The organism is Pseudonocardia sp. ZF1 (assembly GCF_056835605.1).
Window position 1 is genome coordinate 442030 of record NZ_JAJNBY010000002.1, and the last position, 20981, is coordinate 463010.

At 71.4% G+C, this 20981-nt stretch carries 22 protein-coding genes and 1 pseudogene; 10 read left to right on the forward strand and 13 right to left on the reverse strand.

Features of this window, described 5'->3' with window-relative positions:
- Positions 1–54 precede the first annotated feature (54 nt).
- On the reverse strand, positions 55–666 hold the full coding sequence (locus ZF1_RS29260; RefSeq protein ID WP_246354002.1) for a TetR/AcrR family transcriptional regulator: 612 nt from the start codon (positions 664–666) through the stop codon (positions 55–57).
- A 55-nt stretch (positions 667–721) separates the two neighbouring features.
- Between ZF1_RS29260 and ZF1_RS29265 the strand changes: the two genes are divergently transcribed.
- Together ZF1_RS29265 and ZF1_RS29270 are read left to right on the forward strand one after the other, a co-directional pair.
- Complete coding sequence (locus tag ZF1_RS29265) at positions 722–1141, forward strand: SRPBCC family protein (protein WP_179763279.1); 420 nt, start codon at positions 722–724, stop codon at positions 1139–1141.
- Positions 1142–1238: 97 nt separating this feature from the next.
- Positions 1239–1400 (forward strand): hypothetical protein, encoded by a 162-nt coding sequence (locus ZF1_RS29270; RefSeq protein WP_218913771.1) that lies wholly within the window; start codon positions 1239–1241, stop codon positions 1398–1400.
- Between the two features lie 317 nt (positions 1401–1717).
- Here the strand turns inward: ZF1_RS29270 and ZF1_RS29275 are convergent, their stop codons facing one another.
- Together ZF1_RS29275 and ZF1_RS29280 are read right to left on the reverse strand one after the other, a co-directional pair.
- A complete protein-coding gene (locus ZF1_RS29275; RefSeq protein ID WP_482638913.1) occupies positions 1718–2065 on the reverse strand; it encodes a hypothetical protein in 348 nt (115 codons plus the stop codon).
- Positions 2066–2171: 106 nt separating this feature from the next.
- Entirely contained in the window at positions 2172–3575 is a 1404-nt protein-coding gene (locus ZF1_RS29280) for a coiled-coil domain-containing protein (protein ID WP_179763207.1), read from the reverse strand.
- Positions 3576–3712: 137 nt separating this feature from the next.
- Between ZF1_RS29280 and ZF1_RS29285 the strand changes: the two genes are divergently transcribed.
- The 3 genes from ZF1_RS29285 to ZF1_RS29295 all read left to right on the forward strand — a co-directional run bounded on the left by ZF1_RS29285 (position 3713) and on the right by ZF1_RS29295 (position 6551).
- The gene (locus ZF1_RS29285) at positions 3713–4738 is read left to right on the forward strand and encodes a site-specific integrase (protein ID WP_482638914.1); all 1026 of its coding nucleotides are present in this window, start codon (positions 3713–3715) and stop codon (positions 4736–4738) included.
- Positions 4739–5211: 473 nt separating this feature from the next.
- Positions 5212–5862: a CatB-related O-acetyltransferase gene (locus ZF1_RS29290; protein WP_482638915.1), complete on the forward strand. Its 651-nt coding sequence runs from the start codon at positions 5212–5214 to the stop codon at positions 5860–5862.
- Positions 5859–6551, forward strand: a complete 693-nt coding sequence (locus ZF1_RS29295; protein WP_482638916.1) for a 7-cyano-7-deazaguanine synthase — start codon at positions 5859–5861, stop codon at positions 6549–6551. The genes ZF1_RS29290 and ZF1_RS29295 overlap by 4 nt, the downstream gene beginning before the upstream one ends.
- Positions 6552–6613: 62 nt before the next feature.
- On the opposite strand, the gene ZF1_RS29300 is transcribed toward ZF1_RS29295, so the two are convergent.
- Together ZF1_RS29300 and ZF1_RS29305 are read right to left on the reverse strand one after the other, a co-directional pair.
- Positions 6614–7480 carry a phytanoyl-CoA dioxygenase family protein gene (locus tag ZF1_RS29300; RefSeq protein WP_482638917.1) on the reverse strand — a complete coding sequence of 289 codons (867 nt, stop codon included), beginning with the start codon at positions 7478–7480 and terminating at the stop codon, positions 6614–6616.
- Positions 7477–7851, reverse strand: coding sequence for a hypothetical protein (locus tag ZF1_RS29305; protein ID WP_482638918.1), 375 nt, complete (start codon positions 7849–7851; stop codon positions 7477–7479). Before ZF1_RS29305 ends, ZF1_RS29300 begins: the two co-directional genes overlap by 4 nt.
- Positions 7852–8139: 288 nt before the next feature.
- Between ZF1_RS29305 and ZF1_RS29310 the strand changes: the two genes are divergently transcribed.
- Positions 8140–8853: a FadR/GntR family transcriptional regulator gene (locus ZF1_RS29310; RefSeq protein ID WP_482638919.1), complete on the forward strand. Its 714-nt coding sequence runs from the start codon at positions 8140–8142 to the stop codon at positions 8851–8853.
- Between the two features lie 5 nt (positions 8854–8858).
- Here ZF1_RS29310 and ZF1_RS29315 read toward each other — a convergent pair whose 3' ends face one another.
- From ZF1_RS29315 to ZF1_RS29345, 7 genes are all read right to left on the reverse strand, one after another.
- Complete coding sequence (locus tag ZF1_RS29315) at positions 8859–9518, reverse strand: PPC domain-containing DNA-binding protein (protein ID WP_482638920.1); 660 nt, start codon at positions 9516–9518, stop codon at positions 8859–8861.
- A 30-nt stretch (positions 9519–9548) separates the two neighbouring features.
- On the reverse strand, positions 9549–10325 hold the full coding sequence (locus ZF1_RS29320) for an SDR family NAD(P)-dependent oxidoreductase (protein ID WP_482638921.1): 777 nt from the start codon (positions 10323–10325) through the stop codon (positions 9549–9551).
- A complete protein-coding gene (locus tag ZF1_RS29325) occupies positions 10318–11685 on the reverse strand; it encodes an MFS transporter (RefSeq protein ID WP_482638922.1) in 1368 nt (455 codons plus the stop codon). The genes ZF1_RS29320 and ZF1_RS29325 overlap by 8 nt, the downstream gene beginning before the upstream one ends.
- A 38-nt stretch (positions 11686–11723) precedes the next feature.
- Positions 11724–11960 carry a lipoyl domain-containing protein gene (locus tag ZF1_RS29330; protein ID WP_482638923.1) on the reverse strand — a complete coding sequence of 79 codons (237 nt, stop codon included), beginning with the start codon at positions 11958–11960 and terminating at the stop codon, positions 11724–11726.
- Positions 11957–12934 carry an alpha-ketoacid dehydrogenase subunit beta gene (locus ZF1_RS29335; RefSeq protein ID WP_482638924.1) on the reverse strand — a complete coding sequence of 326 codons (978 nt, stop codon included), beginning with the start codon at positions 12932–12934 and terminating at the stop codon, positions 11957–11959. The genes ZF1_RS29330 and ZF1_RS29335 overlap by 4 nt, the downstream gene beginning before the upstream one ends.
- On the reverse strand, positions 12931–13971 hold the full coding sequence (locus ZF1_RS29340) for a thiamine pyrophosphate-dependent dehydrogenase E1 component subunit alpha (protein ID WP_482638925.1): 1041 nt from the start codon (positions 13969–13971) through the stop codon (positions 12931–12933). Before ZF1_RS29340 ends, ZF1_RS29335 begins: the two co-directional genes overlap by 4 nt.
- A gap of 106 nt (positions 13972–14077) precedes the next feature.
- Entirely contained in the window at positions 14078–15448 is a 1371-nt protein-coding gene (locus ZF1_RS29345; RefSeq protein ID WP_482638926.1) for an MFS transporter, read from the reverse strand.
- Between the two features lie 270 nt (positions 15449–15718).
- Here ZF1_RS29345 and ZF1_RS29350 point away from each other — a divergent pair, with 270 nt between their 5' ends.
- The 3 genes from ZF1_RS29350 to ZF1_RS29360 all read left to right on the forward strand — a co-directional run bounded on the left by ZF1_RS29350 (position 15719) and on the right by ZF1_RS29360 (position 19096).
- Positions 15719–16480: a phytanoyl-CoA dioxygenase family protein gene (locus ZF1_RS29350; RefSeq protein WP_482638927.1), complete on the forward strand. Its 762-nt coding sequence runs from the start codon at positions 15719–15721 to the stop codon at positions 16478–16480.
- A gap of 82 nt (positions 16481–16562) precedes the next feature.
- The gene (locus tag ZF1_RS29355) at positions 16563–17396 is read left to right on the forward strand and encodes a class I SAM-dependent methyltransferase (RefSeq protein ID WP_482638928.1); all 834 of its coding nucleotides are present in this window, start codon (positions 16563–16565) and stop codon (positions 17394–17396) included.
- Positions 17393–19096, forward strand: coding sequence for an AprA-related methyltransferase (locus ZF1_RS29360; RefSeq protein ID WP_482638929.1), 1704 nt, complete (start codon positions 17393–17395; stop codon positions 19094–19096). The genes ZF1_RS29355 and ZF1_RS29360 overlap by 4 nt, the downstream gene beginning before the upstream one ends.
- 511 nt (positions 19097–19607) lie before the next feature.
- Here the strand turns inward: ZF1_RS29360 and ZF1_RS29365 are convergent.
- The gene (locus ZF1_RS29365; RefSeq protein ID WP_482638930.1) at positions 19608–19955 is read right to left on the reverse strand and encodes a hypothetical protein; all 348 of its coding nucleotides are present in this window, start codon (positions 19953–19955) and stop codon (positions 19608–19610) included.
- Between ZF1_RS29365 and ZF1_RS29370 the strand changes: the two are divergent.
- A pseudogene (locus ZF1_RS29370) lies at positions 19926–20876 on the forward strand (AMP-binding protein); the annotation flags it as partial. The gene ZF1_RS29365 and the pseudogene ZF1_RS29370 overlap by 30 nt on opposite strands.
- Between the last annotated feature and the right edge of the window lie 105 nt (positions 20877–20981).

Sequence of the window (20981 nt, forward strand, 5' to 3'; positions counted from 1 at the left end):
GGCACCTCCGCCGAGTAGCGGATGCGAATAGTTGGCATGAGGACTCCCCGGGGTTCAGGGCGCGAGATCTCGCGCCGGGGCACTTGACGGGTGTTCTTCTCTCGGGGGCAGCGCCATCTCGGTGAAAGCGGCCATCGCCGCGTCGGCGCCGGCCATGTCGCCGGTGATCAGGGCGTCGTGCAACAGTCCGCGGGCGACGCCGAGGCTGAGCCGGGCTCGGGCCAGCGCCGTCGGGCGATCCACGCCCGCCCGGGTGAAGACGTCAGCGATCGGGTCGAGCCACGGGTCGACGACAGTGTGGCGTAGCCGGTCCGCGTGCGGGCGGCCCTGCATGGCGTGCGCGGAGAGCTCAAAGAACAGCGGCCCGTACCGGTGAGCCGCGGCGGCAACCGTCGCCCAGAACGTTGTGATGATCTCGCGCGGGTCGGTCCCGGCGTCCGCGGTGAGCGTCGCGAGCGTCTCCCTCTGACCTGCTTCCACGGCCTCTCTCACCTGGACGAGCAGGCCCTCCCTCGATCCGAAGTGGTAGATCAGCATGCGATGGCTGGTGCCGATCGCTGCCGCGATGGCCCGCAGGCTGTGGTTCCCGATCCCGTGTTCAGCGAAGTGCTCGACGGCCGCCTGCAGCAGCTGATCCCGCGAGGACGTGCTCATCGGTTCCGGCATGTACCAGATGGTACGGGATAGGCGTACCATCTGGTACATGTTTCTAGGAAGTGTGATGGGACTGTCCGTCGAACGTGCAGTGCACGCGCGGATCGACCGGGTGTGGGCGGTGCTCACCGACCCCCCGGACTGGCCGCGGTGGACCGAGTCGATGAGCGAGGTCCGGTTGCTCGACGGCGGCCTGGCGCCCGGGAGCCGGGTGCGGATCGTCCAGCCACGACTGCCCCCGATGATCTGGACGGTGACCGAGCTCGTCCCGGAGCGGGAGCTCACTTGGGTCACCTCGGCGGCGGGTGTGATCACGACCGGCAGCCACTCGCTGCGGCCCGGCGCTGGCGGGACCACCCACCTGCGGCTCGGCCTCGACCACCGGGGTGTGCTCGCGCCGCTCGTACGCGGACTGCTCGGGCCGCGTACCCGCCGCTACGTCGAGCTGGAGGCCGACGGGCTCCGGCGAGCAGCCGAGGACGAATGACGTTCGGACGCTCCGAGGACGGAGCCGAAGCTCTCGGTGCAGCGCCGGCCCGGCTCGGTGCGGAGACGACGGGCTGCGGCACGAAGGAGGACTCGGGATGACCGACTACCTGTTCGCCCTCACCGACGGCGGCGGCACCGTGCCACCCGAGCTTGGGGTGGCGCGCCGACTGGTCCTCCGAGGCCACCGGGTGCGGGTACTCGCCGACACGTCGATGGCCCGTGGCGTCCGAGCGATCGGTGCCAGCTTCCTACCCTGATGGTGTCGTCGGTCGTTCCCGCGCTCGCGGGGGTGGTCCCCTGACGCGGTCGCTGGGGGGCAGCCGACTACACGAGTAATGGACCCGTGATCGTGCAGGCCCCGAGCCGTCAGCGTCGCGGACGGCAGTCCGGGCACACCGGCCCGTCGAGTCGCCACCCCGCCGCGGTGAGCCAGCGCTGCGCGGCTGCGGGCAGTGCGTCGTCGGGGTCGGCGGCGAGGTTCCCGACCAGCAGGGGGCCGTCGCCGCAGAGCAGGCAGGTCAGGTCGGTGATCGGCCCGGCGGGCGGGCAGGCCCGGCTGCGCCGTCGAGATCGGTCAGCGGCGCGGTCGGCAGTCGGGGCACACCGGCCCGTCCAGGCGCCAGCCCGCTGCAGCGAGCCAGTCCCGCGCGGCCGCGGGCAGCACGTCATCAGGCTCGGAAGGATCGGCTGCGAGATCGCCGACCAGCAGAGGTCCATCACCGCAGCGCAGACAAGTCAGGTCGGTGATCGGCCCGACCGGCGGGCACGCTCGGCAGTAGCGGGCGGTGGTCGGGCCGTCGGGGCCGGGGATCAGCCACACCGCGCTCATCAGGATCTGCTGCAGCGGGTCGGCCGCGGCCTGCCCGCACCGGTCGCAGCACAGCGACGGCCCGGCCCCCGGGGCGAGCGGCCCGGTCGCCATCACTGGCCGCGGGGCGCCGGTGGGCCCCAGGTGTGGGGGAGGACCGGCCTGATGAGCAGGGGCGGGGGATCCGGGTCCGGTGGGGAAGGCGGAGTTCACGGGGGCCTCACTCCTGAGCATCGGGGGCGACAGGTCGGGTCTCGTCGGCAGGTGCGGTGACGGGCGTGGTGGCGGTGGGGCCAGGCCGGCGCTGCGCCGCCCGGGGGCGGGCCTTACGTCCGCTCGCGGCTCGACCGGGCCCGGGCTCGGGGCCGGTGTCGGTCGCGAGGTCGGTGTCGGGTTCCGGGGTCCGGCCTGCGATCTGTCCGCGCAGTCGGGTGAGGTCGGTGCGCAGCTCGGCGAGCTGGGCGTTGTGGCGGGTCTCGGCGTCGGCGAGGCGCTGTTCGCCGTAGGCGCGTTCGCGGTCGACGTCGTGGGCGAGCTGTTCACGAAGGGCGGCCAGGCTGCTCTCCGCCGCGGCGCGTGCGGCCCGGTGCTCGACGGCCTGTTCGCGGACATCGTGCAGCTCGTCGGCCAACCGGGCGCGCTCGGTCTCGGTCCGGTCGAGGTCACGGCGGGCCGCGCCCAGGTTCGCGGCCGCGGTGTCGCGTTCGCCGACCAGTAGCTCCACCTGCCGGCGGGCGTCGGCGAGCTCGGTCTCGACGCGGGTGTGCTCGCGGGTCAGGGCCTGCAGCTCGGTGGTGGCCCGTGCGGACTCCGCGGTCGCGGTGTCGCGGGCGGCGATCGCGGAGTCACGTGCGGCGGTGAGCGTGTCCCGCTCGGCGAGGGCTGCGGCCAGCTCGGTGTCGCGCTGCTCGAGCTCGGCGCGGAGCTGCGCGATCTCGCCCTCGAGGACGTCGCGTGCGGCGATCGCGGTGTCACGGGCGAGTTCGGCGTCGGCGCGGGCCTCGGCGGCCTCGATGGCGTCGGCATCGGACGCGGCCGCGGAGCGTCGCGCGGCCTCGGCGTCGGCGCGGGCGGCGCGGGCCTGGGCGCGGGCCTCGTCGGCCACGGCCTGCGCGGCGTCGACCTCGGCGCGCGCGGCCCGCTGGGCCGCGGCGATCTCCGCCGCGACGGCCTCGGGATCGGCGAGCGTGTCCAGGGCGTCGCGCAGCTCGCTGCTGCTGTGGTCCAGGCGCGCGATGAGCGCGGCGACCTGGTCGGTCACGCTCTGCCCGGCGCGGGCGATCGGGCGGGCCAGAGCGTCGTCGACCTCACCACGGCGCCGGGCGGGCGCGCCGCCGTCGAGGATCCGCTTGGCGTTGACGCGGTCGTGCATGACCCCGCCCACGACCTGATAGCAGTACTTCGGCCGTCGCCCGGACCCCGCGTACTCCATGGTGTTCGCGCACCCGCCCGGGAACTGGCACGGCTCCAGATCGGGCCGGCGCAGCTGCGCCCGCCACGCCGGCCCGCCCGAGGACCCCTCGGTCGCGAGAGCGCCGGCCGCGTTCGGGGCCTCGGCGTCAGCTCGGATGTCGGCCGCCGCGCCGTCATCGGCCGGGACGTCCGGAGAGGGCTGCTCGCTCACGACACCACGCTACGCGAAACGTATCGTTACGTCAATCGTTATGAGTTGTGTTCTGCGTGGACGAAACAGTACGAAACACTGCAGCGCTTGGCGGGATCATCGCCGAGATCCCGCCAAGCAGCGGATAGGCTTCGGCGGTGCCGCACGCCGAGCTCGACGCCGTCCCGGACGCCTCGGCCGCGGTCGACAGCCCGCTGTCGCCGGATGAGGCTGCCTACGTCGCGGCGGCTCGTGCGCACAACACCCGCCGCGGCTACCGTTCGGTCTGGACGAGCTTCACCGCGTTCTGCACCGACCACAACGTGACGCCGCTGCCCGCTGCGCCGGCGACGGTGTCGGCCTACCTGGTCGCCCTGGCCCAGGCCGGGGCGAAGGTGCGCACCATCGCCAAGCACCTGTCCGGGATCCGTGCCGCCCACCGGGCCGCGGATCTGCCCGACCCCGCCGTCACCGCTCGGGTCACCGCGGTCTGGGAGGGCATCCGTCGCAGCCACGGCGCCCCGCCCGACCAGGCCGCTCCGCTCATGCCGCCCCTGCTCGACCAGGTCGTCGCCGCCTGCCCGGGCACCCGCACCTGGAGGAAGCGCCCCGGCGAACCGTCGCTGGCCGGCGCCCGCGACCGAGCCCTGCTGCTCGTCGGGTTCTGGGGCGCCCTACGCCGCGCCGAGCTCGCCGCGCTCACCGTCGAACAACTCGGCCCCGAGCGAGAACTGCGCAGCGGACGCCGCGGCCGCGTCCTGACCCTGCACCGATCGAAGACCAACCAGGCCGGTGACCAGGCAGAACTCATCGGCCTACCCCGCGCCGAACACCCCGACCACTGCCCGCTCACCGCCCTGGAAACCTGGCTCGACCTCGCCGCCATCACCACCGGACCGATCCTGCGCAAGGTCTCCACCGGCAACCGCGTCCTCGACCAACCCCTGCACCCCGAGTCGATCAACAACCTCATCCAGGCCGCCACCACCCGCGCCGGGCTGCCCGGTGGTCCCTACAGCGCCCACAGCCTGCGCGCCGGGTTCGTCACCTACGCCCACCTGCGCGGCGCCACCGACCGCGCCATCGCCCACCAGACCCGACACCGCTCCATGGACACCATCACCACCTACATCCGCGTCGACGACGTCTTCACCGACAACGCCGTCCTCCAGATCGGCCGATAGCCCGTGAACTCTGCTCACGGGCTGTTCCACGAGCCGCACCCTGCATGGGTCTAGTGGTGGCGGTCCTGGACCGTCGTCGTGGTCGGCCTGTGCGCACTGCGCTGCTGATGCAGCGCAGTGCGCACAGGCTCTGTATCCATTGTCGATAGACGTGACGCTGACCGAGACGCTGACCGGAATCAGCTGCGGATGGTGATCGCCGGTTGGCGCAGTTCGCTGTCCGGTGGCCTCAAGGGAGTGCATCAGTGGCGAAAAGTGTCGGGAGGTCGGTTGTGCCAGTTCTCGTCTGTGGCGCGACAACGCGCGAAACAGGCGAGAAGGGTAGCGAATGACGGGGGAGATGTCGCTGACGCTCCGTCCGTCGCGTCGTGCGTCCGAAATGCGGTTCGAACGCTACTGCGTCGGGGCGCAAACCGGTAGTACCATTGCTGGCGCCGGACAACTAAGGGAGTGCGATGTACGGGTCAGACCCGATGACCGTTCACCCGCTTCGGGAGGCGCCGACGGTGACCTACCTGAGGCCCCTCGTTACCTCGGACAAGATCATTGTGGGGGACTACACGGCCTACAATCCACTCGGTGCTGACCGGCGGTGGGAGATCGACAACGTCCTCTACCACGACGGACCCGAGAAGTTGATCATCGGCCGGTACTGCGGGCTGGCCTCCGGTGTGCGGTTCATCATGCCGTCGGCGGACCATCCCGCTGGCGGGATCTCGTCCTACCCGTTCCCGTACCTGTTCAGCGACATGCAGATGTTCTTCGATGAGGAGATCTGGCCGGCCCCCTCGCGTGGGGACACCGTGCTCGGCAACGACGTGTGGATCGGTGTCGACTCCACAATCATGCCGGGCCGCAGGATCGGCAATGGTGCGAAGATCGCCGCCGGGTCCATGGTCGTCGCGGACGTGGAACCGTACACGATCGTTGGCGGTAATCCCGCCAAGCTGATCCGGCGCCGCTACACCGACCGGGAGATCGAGGTGCTGGAGCGGGTGGCGTGGTGGGACTGGCCCGTCGAGGCGGTGCGGGCCAACGTGCGCACGCTGGTCAACGGCACTCCCGACGAGCTGGAACGGGTCGCCATCGAACAGGGTCTCTGCCCGGCCCCGCTCGCCGGATGACCGGGCAGATGGCGGCGCCGGCGGGGCCCCAGGTCGGCACGCTAATCTCCGGCGGCACGGACTCGGCCACCCTCGCGGCCTGGGCCGCCCGGCAGGGCTACGACCAGCGCGGCCTGTTCGTCGACGCACGCGAGCGCCACACCGCCCAGGAACTGCGTTGTGCCCGCGCGATCGCCGCCGGGCTGGCCATCCCGCTGGAGGTGGTCGATCTCGGCGCGGTCTTCCGCCCGACTGCCGATCCCCACCCGTTCGCGCTAGACCTGCACGCGCTGCGTGCCAGACCCGACCGCGTCGACCTGGCCGCCATGACCAGCTTCACCACCAGCCTGCTGATCGTCGCGGTCCGAGTGGTGCTGGCCGGCGGCCGGCGGGTCCTCGTCGGGCTACACGGTGACGACCTGGCCGCCAAACCCGCGCTGGGCACGTCGATGGACGCGCTGCAGAGCCTCGTGCGCACCATCGTCGACACCGTCACGGTGGACGAGCCGTTCACGTTCGAGCTGCCGTTCGCGCGGTGGACCGCGGCCGAGGTTCTGCGCGCCGGGCTCGACCTCGGCGTCGACTTCGCCACGACGTGGAGCTGCCAGACCGACGGCCCGCTGCCGTGTCGCGAGTGCGGCAACTGCACGGCACGTGCCACGGCGTTCGCGGCGGCCGACGCGCCGGACCCGGCACTGGCGAGCCGCTGACGATCGCGTCGAGGTCGGAGTTGCCTCAGTCGCCCCCGTGCGAACCGCGATCTCGATGTGATCTACCGCAGGCCGGCGGGGAACCCGTGGATCGTCGACGAGGTGGCCAGCTGCAACGGCCAGCTCTGCCCGCCCGGGTTCTCGTAGGGCACACCAGAGAGCCAGCAGAACATGCGGGCGGGCCCGGCGCTGTCGAAGTACGGGTCTAGCACGCTTGCCATCGGGCTGCCGAAGTCGGTGCCGGACAGGTCGGCGCCGTCGGTGACCCAGTCGCGGGTCGGTGCCGCGGTGCGCCAGCAGAACCACTTAAGCATGTCGCGCACACCGGTGCCCGCGGCGTGCGTCGCGCGGTGCCAGAGCTGGTAGGAGGTCAGGAACACCGAGCCCGCCGGAGCCGTGGTGGAGACCGACCCCTCGATCCAGTCGTAGTGCGCCATCGCCCGGGTCGTGTTGTGCACCAGGTGCGAGCCGGGCAGGATCTCGGTCGGCCCGAGCTCCACCGGGGTGTCCTGCGGATAGTAGAAGATCAGCAGGTTGTCCAGCTCGTGGGCGAAGCGGAAGTTGCCGTCGATGTGCCAGTCGCCGTCGTCGGGCACCGGGCACTGCTTGCGATGGTTGGTGAGTCGCTGCGGCAGATGGAAACCCTCCCCGAGTAGCGAGCGGACCGCACCGGCCAGGACCGGATGGGTCAGCACGTCGCTCACGAACCAGGGCTCGACCAGCAGCCGCGGTGGCGCACCAGCCGGGTCGGCCTCGAGGTAGGCGGTGACCCGCTCGTTCACGGCGGGCTCGACGACCGACTCCAGAATCAGGTAGCCGTTGCGGCAGAACGCGACGACGTCGGCGTCGGTCAGTGTCGGGCGGCAGCTTACGGTGGTGTCGCCCTGCGACCGCGGCGTGACCCGGCCCGGCCCGGCGGTGGCGGTCACGACGCGGCCCACTTCTCGAGGACGAACTCGCAACCCATCCCCTGTGGACGGTGCTCGTCGAGCACGAGGGCGAGGTCAGGGAAGGACACCACCCGCCAGCCGTCGTTGATGGCGTCGAGCACGCTGCGGTAGGGCAGCGTCGTCCGCTCGGCCCGCACCACGGCCCCGTCCAGCACCATTGAGGCCCCGACGATGGCGGAGCCGACACTGGTATCGCGGGTCTGGAGGTAGAGCAGATCCTGCGGGGGACGCGCTGCCGCGGACTCCCGGTCGATCTCCGCCACGACCGTCTCAAGATCGGCCCTCGTCAGGGTCTGCTCGTCGTAGCGGACCAGGCAGCGGGCCAGCTTCTCGCGCGTCGCGTTCTCCATCGGCTCTCCACACGGATCATGACGAGGAACGGCCCGCCGTGAGGGCCGCGGAGTCGCCATGAATGGTAGCACCATTACGCTGTAATGAACTGATCACTGCTCGCGACGTCCGTCAGGTGTGCCTAGCGCCTCATCAGGGGACGCTGGAGACGTAATCGGGTCGGGTTGATCTGTCCCGGTCCGGCGCAGGAGGTCCCGTCAGAGGTGGCGAGGAAGGCCCGAACGTCGCCGGACGAGGCACTAGTCTCCGGTACGACGTCGGCAGCCCAGCCGAACGAGAGGGTGACGATGACGATTCCGGCCGGTCAGGATCCGGCTTCGCGCTATGGATCCGATCCGATCGTCGAGCGACTCGCCGAGGTGATGCGGTCGGTCGGTCCCGGCGGCAGACTCCCCAGCGAACGGCAACTCTCGCTGATGCTGGGGGTGAGCCGAACGGCGCTGCGTGATCGGATACAGCAGGTCGAGGCGCTCGGTGTGCTGAGACGCACCGTCGGCGCCGGCACCTACGTGCAGGAGATCGACCCGACGGGGCTCGCGATCGGGCTTAGCGTGGCGGTGACCTCGTCGCAGCTGACGCTGCGGTCGCTGCACAGCGTGCGGGTCGCACTGGAGCGCCAGGCCGCCATCGAGGCGGCGCTGCTCGCCGATCCTGTGTCCCTGGGCTACATGGCGCGCGCGGCGCACCGCATCGACGAGGCCGACGAGGGCGAGGACCTCATGCGCGCCGACGCCGAGTTCCACGAGTGCCTGCTGCGGGCCGCCAACAACACCGCAATCAACTTCTTCGCGGCGGCGTTGAGCGGGCCGCTGCGCGAGTCGGTGTTGGTACGCCAGGAATTGATGTGCCACACGCCGCGCTGGCGCGACATCATGTCGACGGTCCATCGCGGCATCTACGTCGCGGTGTCCTCGGGTGACGTCCACGCCGCCGCGCGCAGCGTCGACGACCACTTCGCGGCGTTCGACGCAGCGACGGACCAGGATCCCGCCACGCCGTAGGAAGATCAACGCCGTGTCCAGTGGCGCGGACCCTGCGCGAGCGGGGCGGGATCGAGCATGGGTAAGCCTGGATGGCGCGGGTCCTCGCTGATCGAGCCCCGCCAGGAGATGTCGGTCGGGCACAGCAGCCCGATCTGCGCGGTGACCAGCACGGTGGCGGTGTGGAGGTGGCCGGCGACGACCCGGCCGTCGGCCGTGGCGAACACGCCGTGGAGGTGGATCTGCGGTTCGTCGTCGGCGCAGCGGCCCAGATGGCCTTGCAGCGCGGCGATCTCGATGGAGCCCCGCTCCTGCAGCGCCGCCGAATAGGTGGGGACTCCGTTCTGCCCGAGCTGGGCATGGGAATAGCTCAGCTCGGACAGGCTCCCGATCGCGGAGACCACCATCGCCCCTGGACAGGACGACCGGTCCATCAGCGTGACAAGCGAATCGTGGATCATGTCACCGGGATCGAGTCGGATCAGGGTGACCATGGAGGCGGTGGAACGGCTCTGCTCTGCGTGCACGGGAAATCCAGCCTCTTCACGTTGATCGGTTCCTCGTGCTCGGGGGTGTCCGGCACAGGGGTCGCACGCATCGACCGTGGTGGGCGGATGCGCGGGCTTGACGCGGAAGTCCTCGGTGACGTCCGGTTGTGGTGAACCAACTATCCGGGTGACCAGCACGCAAATGCAACGCTCATCGGGTGAGAACGATCAGCTGATCAAACTTCCTCCATTGACGTCGAGGACTGCGCCGGTGATCCAGCCGGCCTCGGCGGAGGCGAGGAAGCAGACCGTCGCCGCGATGTCCGCCGGAGCCCCCAACCGGCCTAGCGGCACGGCGGCGCGCAGCTGTTCGCGGTGCTCGGCACCGGCCTCCGCGAGAAGTGCGGTCGCGATCGGGCCCGGCGCGACGGCGTTGACCGTGATGCCCGCTGGTGCCAGCTCGCGGGCCGCGCTGCGGGTGAACGCCAGCAGGGCCCCCTTCGACGTCGCGTAGGCGCTCGTGCCCAGCAGCCCGCCGCCCTGGCGGCCGGCGATCGAGGACACGTTGATGATCCGCCCACCCCGCCCGGTCAGAGCCGCGGCAGCGGCTTGCGTGGTGACCAGCGCCGCGGTCAGGTTCACCGCGTGCACCTGGTCCCAGCGCTGCGGGGTGAGTTCGGTCAGCACGGTGGTGTCCAGCACCGCGGCGTTGTTGACCAGCACGCCGGGCCCGTCGCCACTGCCCAGCGCGTCCCCGATCGCGTCGCGGACCGCCTGGTGGTCGGTGACGTTGACCTCGACGGCACGGTGTGGTGCGCCGAGTGCCGCACCGGCCGCCGCGACGAGATCGCCGTCGCGGTCGAGCACAGTGAGTCGCGCACCTTGACCGGCCAGCGCTGCGGCGATGGCGAGGCCGATGCCGCGGCCGCCGCCGGTGACCACGGCGGCCACCCCGTCGAGCCGGAACATCCCCGTCCCGGGCCGATCCATCCCGGCCTCACCCACGCACCGTCGGTAGTGTCGCGGCGCCGTCGAGACCGTCGCTGAAGTCGGCGTCCTTGGTCTCCTTCAGCGGCAGCAGGCATAGCAGGCAGACCAGCGCGATGCTGATCAGGTACACCGACACCCACGTGGTGGTCCCGGTCCTGGCCAGCAGGTCGGTGGCGATTAGCGGGCTGATCCCGCCGCCGACGATCCCGCTCGCGCTGTAGGCGAACGAGGCCCCCGAGTACCGGAACCGGACCGGGAACAGCTCCGGCAGGAACGCCCCCATCGGCCCATAGATCAGCGCGAAGCAGAGCAGCCCACCGGTCATGCCGAGCGCGATGAGCACCGGTGACCGCGTGTCGATCAACCAGAACATCGGGAACGCCCAGATCGCGGCCAACACTGCGGCCGCGATGCACAGCCGCTTGCGGCCGAGGCGGTCGGACTGCATCGCGAACAGCAGCGTGGCCACCCCCATGATCGCCACCGCGACCATGGCCGCAATCAGCAGCGGCGATCGCTCCAGCTTCAGCGTCGTCGTGCCGTAGGACAGCGCGAACGTTGTCACCGTGTAGAACAGCGTGTGGGCCAGGATGAACGACAGTGTTGCCAGCAGCAGCACGCCGGCGCGGGCCCGCAGCAGCTCCAGGAACGGCACGCGGGCCTGCTTCTGCTTGTCCAGGGCGGCCTGGAACACCGGCGTCTCAGCGATCCGCACGCGGATGTAGTAGCCGACGACGAGCAGCACCGAGGACGCGAGGAACGGGATCCGCCAGCCGATCTCGAGGAACGTCTCCGCGGACATGGTGGCATTCAGGATCAGGAACAGCGCGTTGCCGAGCACGAATCCGACCGCCGGGCCCAGCTGTGGGAACGCGGAGTAGAGCCCGCGTCGACCCTCCGGTGCGTATTCGGTGGCCAGCAGCACCGCTCCACCCCATTCGCCACCCAGGCCGATGCCCTGGACGAACCGCGCGACGGTCAGCAGGATCGGTGCGAGGATGCCGATGCTGGCGTAGGACGGGATCAGCCCGACCGCGATGGTCGCCACCCCCATGACGAGCAACGACGCCACCAGCATTCGTTTGCGACCGATCCGGTCACCGAAGTGGCCGAACAGGATCGCCCCCAACGGCCGGGCGATGAATCCGGCGGCGAAGGTCCCTAACGCGAGCAGTGTTCCCGACAGTGGTGAGAACTGCGGGAAGAAGACCTTTCCGAACACCAGCGCGGCGGCCGTGCCGTAGATGTAGAAGTCGTAGAACTCGATGGCGGTGCCGACGAAGCTGGCGACCGCGATGCGCGTCCCGGACGGGTGATCGCCCGGCTGTCGGACGGCCGCGGGCGACTCCTGCGGGGTGGGTGAGGAACCGGTCATCAGGGACACTCCAGTGTGGCCATGGCTGATTTGGTGGATCAGGGGGACAGCGTGGCGAGGACCGTTCCCACGGGAAGCTCCTCGGAATCCGACACCGCGTGCAGGTTGCCCAGCACGCCGTCAGCCGGTGCGACCAGCTCGTGGTCGATCTTGTCGGTGGCGATCTCGGCGATCGGGTCGCCCTCGGCGACCCGGGTGCCGTCGTCGACGAGCCAGCTCAGCAGCAGACCCGTCTCCATCGTGAGCCCGAGCTGGGGCATGACGACGTCGGTCATGCGGCCACCTCCGCCAGCGCGGCACCGATCTGCTCCACCTGCGGCAGCACGGCCCGTTCGAGCGGTGGCGCGAACGGGATCGGCAGGTCGGGGTTGGCGATGCGCACGGGGGCCCGCCGCAGCGCGTCGTGGGCCTGCTCGGCGACGGTGGCGACGATCTCCGCGCCGAGGCCGCAGGTCCGCACGGCCTCGTGCACGACGACCAGCCGTCCGGTCCGGCGCACCGACCGCACGACGGTGTCTACGTCCCACGGTGCGAGCGTGCGCAGGTCAATCACCTCGACGTCGGGCCCGTCCGGTCCCACCTGCTTCACGGCGTCGAGCACCGTGGTGAGGGTCCGCGACCAGGACACGACGGTCACGTCGGTGCCCGGTCGCACCACGCGGGCCTCCCCGAGGACGGAAACGAGGTCCGGGGCATCGGCGACCTCGCCGCGGGTGGAGTACAGCCCCTTGTGCTCTAGGAACAGCACCGGGTCGTCGCAGCGAATCGCGGCCTTGAGCAGTCCCTTGGCGTCCTCCGGGGTGGCCGGGCTCACGACCCGCCACCCGGGGCTGTGGCAGAACCACGCTTCCAGGCTCTGGGAGTGCTGTGCCGCGGCCGACCGGACGGCCCCCTCCGGGGCCCGCACGACGAGCGGGACCTTTGCCTGCCCGCCGAACATGTAGCGCAGCTTCGCCGCCTGGTTCACCAGCTCGTCCATCGCGCAGGTGAGGAAGTCGCTGAAGTGGATGTCGACCACCGGCCGGCCACCGGTGATCGCCGCGCCGACCGCGGAGCTCAGCAGCACCGACTCACTGATCGGGAAGTCCCGGACGCGCTGCGTGCCGAACCGCTCGGCGAGCCCGGCGAACTGGCCGAAGATGCCACCCTGCTTGACGATGTCCTCGCCCATGAGGAAGACCGCCGGATCCCGCTCCATCTCCTCGCTCATCGCCGCGAGCGTCGCCTTGGCGTAGGTCAACCTGGTCATCGATCGCCACCCACCGTGCTGAGGTTGTCCGCGAACAGGTGATCGGCGACCCGCGCGGGATCGGGCTCGGCCGCCGCCCGAGCCCGCTCGACGGCGGTGTCGACCTCCGTCCGTGCCGCGGAGTCGATCTCCGCGCGGGCTGCGGCGTCGAGCTGGCCCGCGTTGAGCAGCCGTGCGCCGGCACGTTCCAGGGGATCCTGGGTACGCCACCGTGTGACCTCGTCGGGGTCGTAGTAGCCGGCCGGGTCGCCCACGAAGTGCCCGCGCCACCGGTGGGTGTGGGCCTCCAGGAACACCGGGCCGGAGCCGGCCCTGGCCAGGTCCACCGCGGTCGTGGCGGCCTCCCGCACCGCGAACACGTCGTTGCCGTCGACGACGACCGCGCGCATGCCCATCGCCTCGGCCCGGCGCGCGACCTGCGGCTGGGCCAGTGCCTCGGAGGCGCGGGTGGTGGAGGCCCAGCCGTTGTTCTCGCAGACGAACACGACCGGCAGCCCCCACAGCTGCGCGAGGTTGAGCGACTCCGCGAACGGCCCGCGCGCGGTGGCGCCGTCGCCGAAGAAGGTGACCGCCACCTGGTCGGAGTCGCGCATCGACGCCGTCAGTGCCGCGCCGACCGCGATGCCGATCCCGCCGGCGACGATGGCGTTGGCGCCGAGCATCCCGACGGTGAAGTCGGCGATGTGCATCGAGCCGCCCCGGCCGCGGCAGATGCCGTCCTCACGGCCGAACAGCTCTGCCACCATGCCGTCGACCGGGGCTCCCTTGGCGAGGGTATGGCCGTGGCCGCGGTGCGTAGTGGTCATGTAGTCCGAGGTGCGCAGCGCCGCGCACACTCCGGTCGCGACGGCCTCTTGGCCGATCGAGACGTGGATGAACCCGGGGAGTGAGCCGGCGAGGAAGAGCTTCTCGGCCGTGGCCTCGAAGGCCCGGATGCGTGCCATCGTGCGGTAGAGCTCGACGCCGTCGCGCAACGGGTCGGCGACCTCGTCCGGCGGGGTCGTGGTGGTCGTGTCGGTGGCGAGATCGAAGGTCACAGGCTTGTCCTGTTCTGCCCGGCCGGGGTCTCCGGCGGGGTCCGTCGCAGGGCTGGTCGGAAGTGTGTCCGCCGCGGAGAGAGAGTGGTACTACCATTCTCGGTTGTCAAGATTCACCGCTCGTGAAACTCGCGCGTGACCCGGTGCCGTGCACGTCGAGGGAGCCGGTGGACCCGCGGTAGCGCCGGGCGAGCAGGGCCGCCGCAGCGCCGACGGTGATCAGGCAGGCCACGACGCCGAACCCGGCCACGCCGGCGGTGCCGGTGACGGCGAGCAGCGACGCGGCGACGAACGGGGCCGGTCCGGACGCGATCAGGCCCGCGGCGTTGATCGCGACCGACCCGCCGCTGTAGCGCCAAGCCGGGTCGAACGCGAGCCCGAAGATCGCCCCCTGGTTGGCGAACATCATCGAATAGGCGGTGAGGCTGGCCAGCACCAGCACGACGGTCACGGTCTCGTCGCCGGCGTCGAAGACTGGGAAGTAGAACGCGCACACGACCGCGGCCAGCACGGCACCCGCCAGCGCCACCCGCAGGTGACCGACCGCGTCGCCGAGCATGCCGAGCAGCGGTGTCGCGAGCCCGAGCAGTGCTGCGCCGGAGGCTACCGTGAGGAGCAGGAATCCCTGTTCATAGCCCACGGTCGGGCCGTAGGCGAGGATGAAGACGGTGAACAGGTAGTAGACGACCATGTCGCCGACCTTGAGCAGCGTGCACAGGGCGACGGTGGCCGGCTGGTGCCGTGCGAGGTCCTGCAGGGGGCGGCGCGAGGTCGTCCCGGCCTCGACCATCCCGGTGAACGTGGTGGTCTCGGCCACGCGCAGCCGCAGCCACACCCCCAGCACGAGCAGTGCTGCGCTGAGCAGGAACGCGATCCGCCAGCCCCAGGCCAGGAAGTCCGACTCGGGCAGCACGCTGCGCAACAGCAGCAGCACGAGGTTGGCGGCACTCATCCCGAGCAGGTTCGCCGCCTGCGGGAACCCGGTCCGGTAGCCGACCCCGCGGTCGGAACCCGACTCCATCGCCAGCAGTGCGGCACCGGTCCATTCGCCGCCCAGCGCGAGGCCCTGGCAGACGCGCAGCGCCACCAGCACGATCGGGGCCAGCACTCCGACCTGGTCGTAGGCGGGCACCAGGCCGACGCCGACGGTTCCGACCCCCATGAGCAGGATCGTCGCCAGCAGCGCGCGCTTGCGGCCGTACCGATCCCCGATGTGGCCGAAGACCAGACCCCCGATCGGCCGGGCCACGAAGGCAACGAAGTAGGTGCCGAACGACAGCAGGGCCCCGGCGGTCGTGCTCTGGGTGGGGAAGAAGACGGCGGGGAAGACCAGCGCCGCCATCAGCGCGTAGATGATGAAGTCGTAGGACTCGATGGTGTTGCCGACCGTGCTGGCGAACACGGCGCGGTGCGGCCGCGACGGCTCGCCGCCCGGCGGTCTCACCACAGGGGAGTGCGACTCTCCGTAGTTGCTCACGTGTGACCCTTTCGCCGCAATTGGTAGTACCAGATCGCGGGAAGTTTCGCGGGCCCCTAACTCCGAGGCAAGAGGTCGTTCGTAACGGGGTGGTGCCCTCGACCGAACGGCCCAGTCGCAGTGGCGCCATCTGCCCTAACTCGCAGGTGGGCGCCGCGTTCCTTCAGCACCATCTGGCGTTGACGCCTCGGATTGCGCGCTGTTACGTTCGAACGGTACGACCACTCAGGGCAGATGGTGGTACCAAATAAGTCGTCGGGGGGCAGCGGGATGGACAATGCCAAACTCGATCACTACGTAACTGAGGGTTACCTCGTCGTCGATCCGGTGATCGGCGCCGCGGAGATCGACGCCCTTCTGGACGGCGCTACCGACGCCGCGGCGGCACGACCGGAGGCGACGCTGTGCAACACGGGAGACAGCTCGCTGCGCATCGTCTACGGCGTGCACGATCGCGCCGAGGTGCACGCCCGGTTGGTGCGCGTGCCGGCGATCCTCGACTGTGCACGGCAGCTGCTGGGCGGCGAGGTCTACGTGCACCAGACCAAGGTCACGCTCAACACCCCGATGACCGGGGAGGGCTGGCCATGGCACCAGGACTACGCGTTCTGGAGCACGCGCGATCACCTTCCCCGACCCGACGTGCTCAGCGCCGCGGTCCTGCTCGACGACATGTCGGTGGTCAACGGGCCGCTGCTCATGGTGCCCCGCAGCCACCGCGCGGACGTGCCGCGCACCGCCGACGGTGTGCTCGGCGCCGACCAGATCTCCGACCTGTGCCACCGCAACGGCATCGTCCCCACCACGGCGCCGGCTGGGTCGGTCGTCTACTTCGACGGCAACGTCGTGCACGGCTCGTCGCCGAACGTGACGCCGTTCGCACGTCGCGTCCTTTACATCACCTACAACCGCGTCGACAACGTCCCCCGCCACGACGACGGGGCCGAGCCGCCGGACTACGTCTGCAGCCGCGACACCGCCGCGCTGACGCCGCTGCGTCCCGACGAACCGCTGCTCACCGTCGCGGCCTGACCCACACCGACCGTCGGGTCGGAGCACCCGCCATCTGGAGCACCGCACGTCAGAGCACTGCAACCCGAGGAGCCACAGCATCGTGTCCACATCGATCACGCCGTCCGCGACGTCGCAGGAGCTGGCGAACGACTTCGGCGACGGCGTCCCCATCGGAGACCAGCACTACCGGGCGTGGGTGGGCCCGCCGGAGTACTACGACCGTATCGGTGCGCTGCAGTTCCGCATGCTCACCCAGCTCGGGATGCGCGAGACGCACAAGCTCGCCGACGTCGGCTGCGGATCGCTGCGCGGTGGCCGGTTGTCGATTATGTACCTTCGGCCCGGCAACTACTACGGCATCGAGCCCACCGCGTGGGCCCTGCACGACGGGATCGCCGCGCACCTCGGCGAGGAGTTCGTCGGGCTGAAGCAGCCGACGTTCCTCGAGGACGCTGAGTACTCGCTGGAGAAGTTCGGTGTGCCGTTCGACTTCATCAACGTGCATTCGGTGTTCACCCACGCACCGGGCAACCACGTGCGCCGCTGCCTGCAGCAGGCCCGCGCGAGCATGCACGAGCGGTCGATCTTCGTCGCGACCTATTTGGAGAGCGACACCGACCACGTCGGCGAGGAGTTCGTCTACCCGTGGGTGACGCAGTTCCGTCGCGACAGCATCGAACGCTGGGTCACCGACGCCGGGCTGCGGTGTATTCACCTCGATCTCGGTCACCCGTTCGACCAGCGGTGGTTCCTCGCGGTCGACCCGGCCAACGACATCGATGCGCCGACTCTGCTGGCCGGTGAGGTCTACAGCTATGAGACCTACCTCAAGGACGAGATGGAGGCGTTCGGCGGCACCCGGCGCAGCTACGCCGAGTACCTGCGCGAGGACCTCGCCCAGCAGTCGGCCGGGAAGCGGCACCTGCCCCGATGACCAGCTCCTCCAGCCGCTCCTGGCGCGTGGGTGACGCGTTGGGGACCCGGTACCAGAACGGGTTCGTCCTGGTACCGACCCTGCACGTGCTGGCGGAACGCGGCGTGCTCGACGCACTCGACGCGGGTCCGGTCGACGTCGCCGCGCTGTACGGCGTCGCCGGCTGCGGACCCGCGGCCGGCGGCGGGCTGCTCGGCATCCTGCGTACGCTGGCGCTACGCGGCTGGCTGCGGCTGGTGACCGACGGCGGTGGCTCCACCGCGGAGCTGACCGCCGCCGGTCGCGACGCCGTGCGCGCGTGGCGGGCCGCCGCGGCAGAGGTGACGCCGGCACTGGAACTGCTCGCGACGGTGGCGCCGGTGCTCGCCGATCCGGCCGAACCGATCGATCCCGAGCTCGACAGCTTGTTCGCCCGGATCGCCACGGCGGTCGGCCGCCGCTGGGGGGTCGATCCGGACACGGCACCGACGGGCTGGGTCGATCACCTCGATGGCGTCGTCGCGTGCCCGCTGCTGGTGCGGGTCGCGCGCCGCGACACCGCGGGCCTGCCACCCGATCCCGAACTCCTTCCGGTGCTGCGGGCGCTGGGCCACGTCGACGCGGCCGGGACCCCGACCGCCGTCGGGGCCGAGCAGCGTCGGCTCGCCGCCAACCTCGGGGTCGTCGTCTCCTACGTGGCGACGCTCGCCGACCTCGACCAGGTCGTGTTCGGTACCGACGCACGCAGCAGCCGCCACGACGACAACGTCCTGCGCGAGGTCAACATCTGGGGCAGTTCGCAGAGCACGGTGCTGACGGCGATGCGCACCGACCTGCTGGACCGGGCCCTGCGTCCGGTGTTCGACGATCCCGATCTCGACGCGCAGCCGCGCGGCATCGCCGACATCGGCTGCGGGTCCGGCGAGCCCCTCGCGGCGGCGATCGAGCTCGTCGTGCGCGACACCCTGCGCGGCCGCCATCTCGACACCTACCCGCTGCACGCCGTCGGCGCCGACATCTCCCCGACGGCGTGCGCGCAGGCCGCGGCCACCCTCGCCGACCGGGTCGCGGTGCCCGGCGTCGTTGCGACGGTGCTCGTCGCGGACGTCGGCGATCCCGACCGTTTCGCCGCCGACCTGTGGGCCGACGCCGGGGTCGACCTCGCCGATCTCATCCACACGCAGATGTTCCTGCTGCACGACCGCGAGCTCGCCGACCTCGACCCGGACGCCGCCGCGGCTCGGCTGGACCGGGCCGCCGAGGCCTGCCGGTCGGACCTGCTGCACGACATGCTGCTGCGCTTCGGCAACTGCGGACCCGCCACGGCTGCGGACCGCTTCACCACTCCGCACACCGTGGCCGGCACCGTCGTGGCACCGGTCGTCGGCGCGGCCGACCTCGTGGAACTGGTGCAGCGCTGGACCCCGTACCTGCGCCACGGGTTGCTGCTGGTGGAGGCACACGTCCCGGTCCCCGACGGCGGGGCCGTGCGCGGCGACGTCGACCCGGCGCCTGCGGTGTGGGGGGTCCACGTGGCGTCGGAGCAGTTCCTGATGCCCTACCTGGAGCACGAGCTGGCCATGGTACTCGCCGGCCTGGCCCCCACCTCCAGCGTCAGCACCGCCACGCAGGGTGTGAGTGCAGCGCACTGGATCGTGGCAGACCGCGTCTACGGCGGGCCGAGCATCCCGAACCTCGACCTGACCGCGTCGCCGGGGTGAGGCGGCCATGACCGGCGACACGCTGATCGGCCGCACCGCCACCCCGCCCGCGGCCTACCCGACCCTCGCCGCCTTCTGGCGCGACGTGGACGGCACCTCCAGGTCCACGGGGACGGCCGACACCGCGACGCGCACGCTGCGGGTCCTCTTCGCGGGGGCCGACGACACGACCACCACGGCCGGGCCCGCCACGCAGACACCGCATCCCGTCCGCGGCGAGCCGGTGCTGGAACGCCTGGCGGTCGCCGTGCTCGCCGGTGCCGTACTGGCGGCCTGGACCGCCGGTCCAGCCGGCCCGGACACGGTGCGCGTGCACGTCTGCGCGGGGGACTGCACCGCACCGGTGCCCGTCGACATCGCGCTCGGCGGTGCGACGACAGTGCGCGGGGCCCTAGTCACGGCCCACCGCACGCTCGTCGAGCGGGCCGCACGCATGCGGGCCTGCCCCGAGGCCGTGCGCCGGCCCGTCGTGCTGGTGAGCTGCGCGCAGTGCCCGTCAACTCAGGTCCCGTCAGAACAGGGCCCGCCAGCCGGCGACGACACCGTCGTGGCGCTGCGGGTGGGCCCGTCGGGCCGGCTCGACGGTCGGGTCCGCGGCGGCCCCGCGGTGGCCGGCGCCGATCCCGCGATCGCGTCGGGGTTCGCGGACGTGGTCGCCGCGGCCGTCGCCGCCGCACTCGCCGATCCGGACGCGACGGTGGCCGTGGTCGGCACCGAGGCCGCTCGGACCGCCGGGCTGCGACCGGCCATCCTCTACGGCGACCGCACGACCTGCGAGGTGGACCTGCTCGGGTCGTGGGACCACCAGGTCAACCAGCGACCCGACGCCGTGGCCATCGTCGACGGCGAGCAGCACCACACCTATGCGCAGCTGGAGTCACGTGCCGCAGGACTCGCCGCCGCACTGGACGGGCTGGACCTGCCCGCCGGTGCGCCCGTGGCGATCGCCTGGGACCGCTGCCTCGACGCCGTCGCCGCGGTGCTCGCCGCGATGCGGACCGGCCGGGCCTGGGTGCCGGTACCGCCCGACCTGCCCCGGGCCCGCCGCGCGGAGATGGTGCGGGCTACCGGTGCCGTCGCGGTCCTCGGCCCCGATGCCAGCCCGGACGCCGATCTCGGGTTGCCCCGCGTGTCGGCCGGCGCCGAAGTGTCGCGACGGCCGCGGCCCACCCCGACGCCCGACCCCGACGCTGACCTGTGCGTCCTGTTCACCTCCGGCAGCACCGGACGACCGGCCGGCGTCCGCATCTCGCACGCCGCGGCCGCCAACCGCCTGCAGTGGATGTGGGCCCGCCACCCGTGGGAGGACCACGGCTGCGGAGTGTGGCTGAAGTCGTTGGGGCTCGTCGGCTCGCTGTGGGAGGTGTTCGGCGGCCTGCTCGCCGGTCGTCCGACAGTGATCGCGGCGATGGCCGATCTCGTCGACCCGGCCCGGCTGTGGGATCTCCTCGACCGGCACCGCGTCACCCGCCTGCTCACCGCACCGCCGATCCTGCACCTGTTGCTCACGAGGGCCCGCCGACCCGGCGTGCACGTGGGCCAGGCGTTGTCGCTGGTCACCTCCAGCGCCGAGCCGCTGTCGGCCGAGCTGGCCGGCGCCTGGCGGTACCGCTTTCCCGAGCATCGCCTGCTCAACCTGTACGGGCTCACCGAGTGCGCGTCCAACGTCGCCGTCGCCGAGATCGCCGGTACGGCCGACATGGCCGGCGGAGATGGCTCGGCCCCTGTGTCGCTCGGTGTCCCGATCGACAACTGCCGGCTCGCCGTCGTCGACGCGGCCGGTGCACCGATGCCGCGGGGGGTCGCCGGTGAGCTGGTCGTCGGCGGGGTCTGCGTCGGGAAACCCCTCGACGGGGCCGACACCGCACGCTTCGGCCACGACGGC

What these genes read in the sequence shown, in the direction of transcription:
- ZF1_RS29265 (WP_179763279.1), top strand. Translation starts at nt 722, where the DNA reads ATGGGACTGTCCGTCGAACGTGCAGTGCACGCGCGGATCGACCGGGTG.
- ZF1_RS29275 (WP_482638913.1), bottom strand. Translation starts at nt 2,065, where the DNA reads ATGGCGACCGGGCCGCTCGCCCCGGGGGCCGGGCCGTCGCTGTGCTGC.
- ZF1_RS29330 (WP_482638923.1), bottom strand. Translation starts at nt 11,960, where the DNA reads ATGACCGACGTCGTCATGCCCCAGCTCGGGCTCACGATGGAGACGGGT.
- ZF1_RS29360 (WP_482638929.1), top strand. Translation starts at nt 17,393, where the DNA reads ATGACCAGCTCCTCCAGCCGCTCCTGGCGCGTGGGTGACGCGTTGGGG.
- ZF1_RS29335 (WP_482638924.1), bottom strand. Translation starts at nt 12,934, where the DNA reads ATGACCAGGTTGACCTACGCCAAGGCGACGCTCGCGGCGATGAGCGAG.
- ZF1_RS29305 (WP_482638918.1), bottom strand. Translation starts at nt 7,851, where the DNA reads ATGGAGAACGCGACGCGCGAGAAGCTGGCCCGCTGCCTGGTCCGCTAC.
- ZF1_RS29270 (WP_218913771.1), top strand. Translation starts at nt 1,239, where the DNA reads ATGACCGACTACCTGTTCGCCCTCACCGACGGCGGCGGCACCGTGCCA.
- ZF1_RS29260 (WP_246354002.1), bottom strand. Translation starts at nt 666, where the DNA reads ATGCCGGAACCGATGAGCACGTCCTCGCGGGATCAGCTGCTGCAGGCG.
- ZF1_RS29325 (WP_482638922.1), bottom strand. Translation starts at nt 11,685, where the DNA reads ATGACCGGTTCCTCACCCACCCCGCAGGAGTCGCCCGCGGCCGTCCGA.
- ZF1_RS29290 (WP_482638915.1), top strand. Translation starts at nt 5,212, where the DNA reads ATGACCGTTCACCCGCTTCGGGAGGCGCCGACGGTGACCTACCTGAGG.
- ZF1_RS29310 (WP_482638919.1), top strand. Translation starts at nt 8,140, where the DNA reads ATGACGATTCCGGCCGGTCAGGATCCGGCTTCGCGCTATGGATCCGAT.
- ZF1_RS29295 (WP_482638916.1), top strand. Translation starts at nt 5,859, where the DNA reads ATGACCGGGCAGATGGCGGCGCCGGCGGGGCCCCAGGTCGGCACGCTA.
- ZF1_RS29350 (WP_482638927.1), top strand. Translation starts at nt 15,719, where the DNA reads ATGGACAATGCCAAACTCGATCACTACGTAACTGAGGGTTACCTCGTC.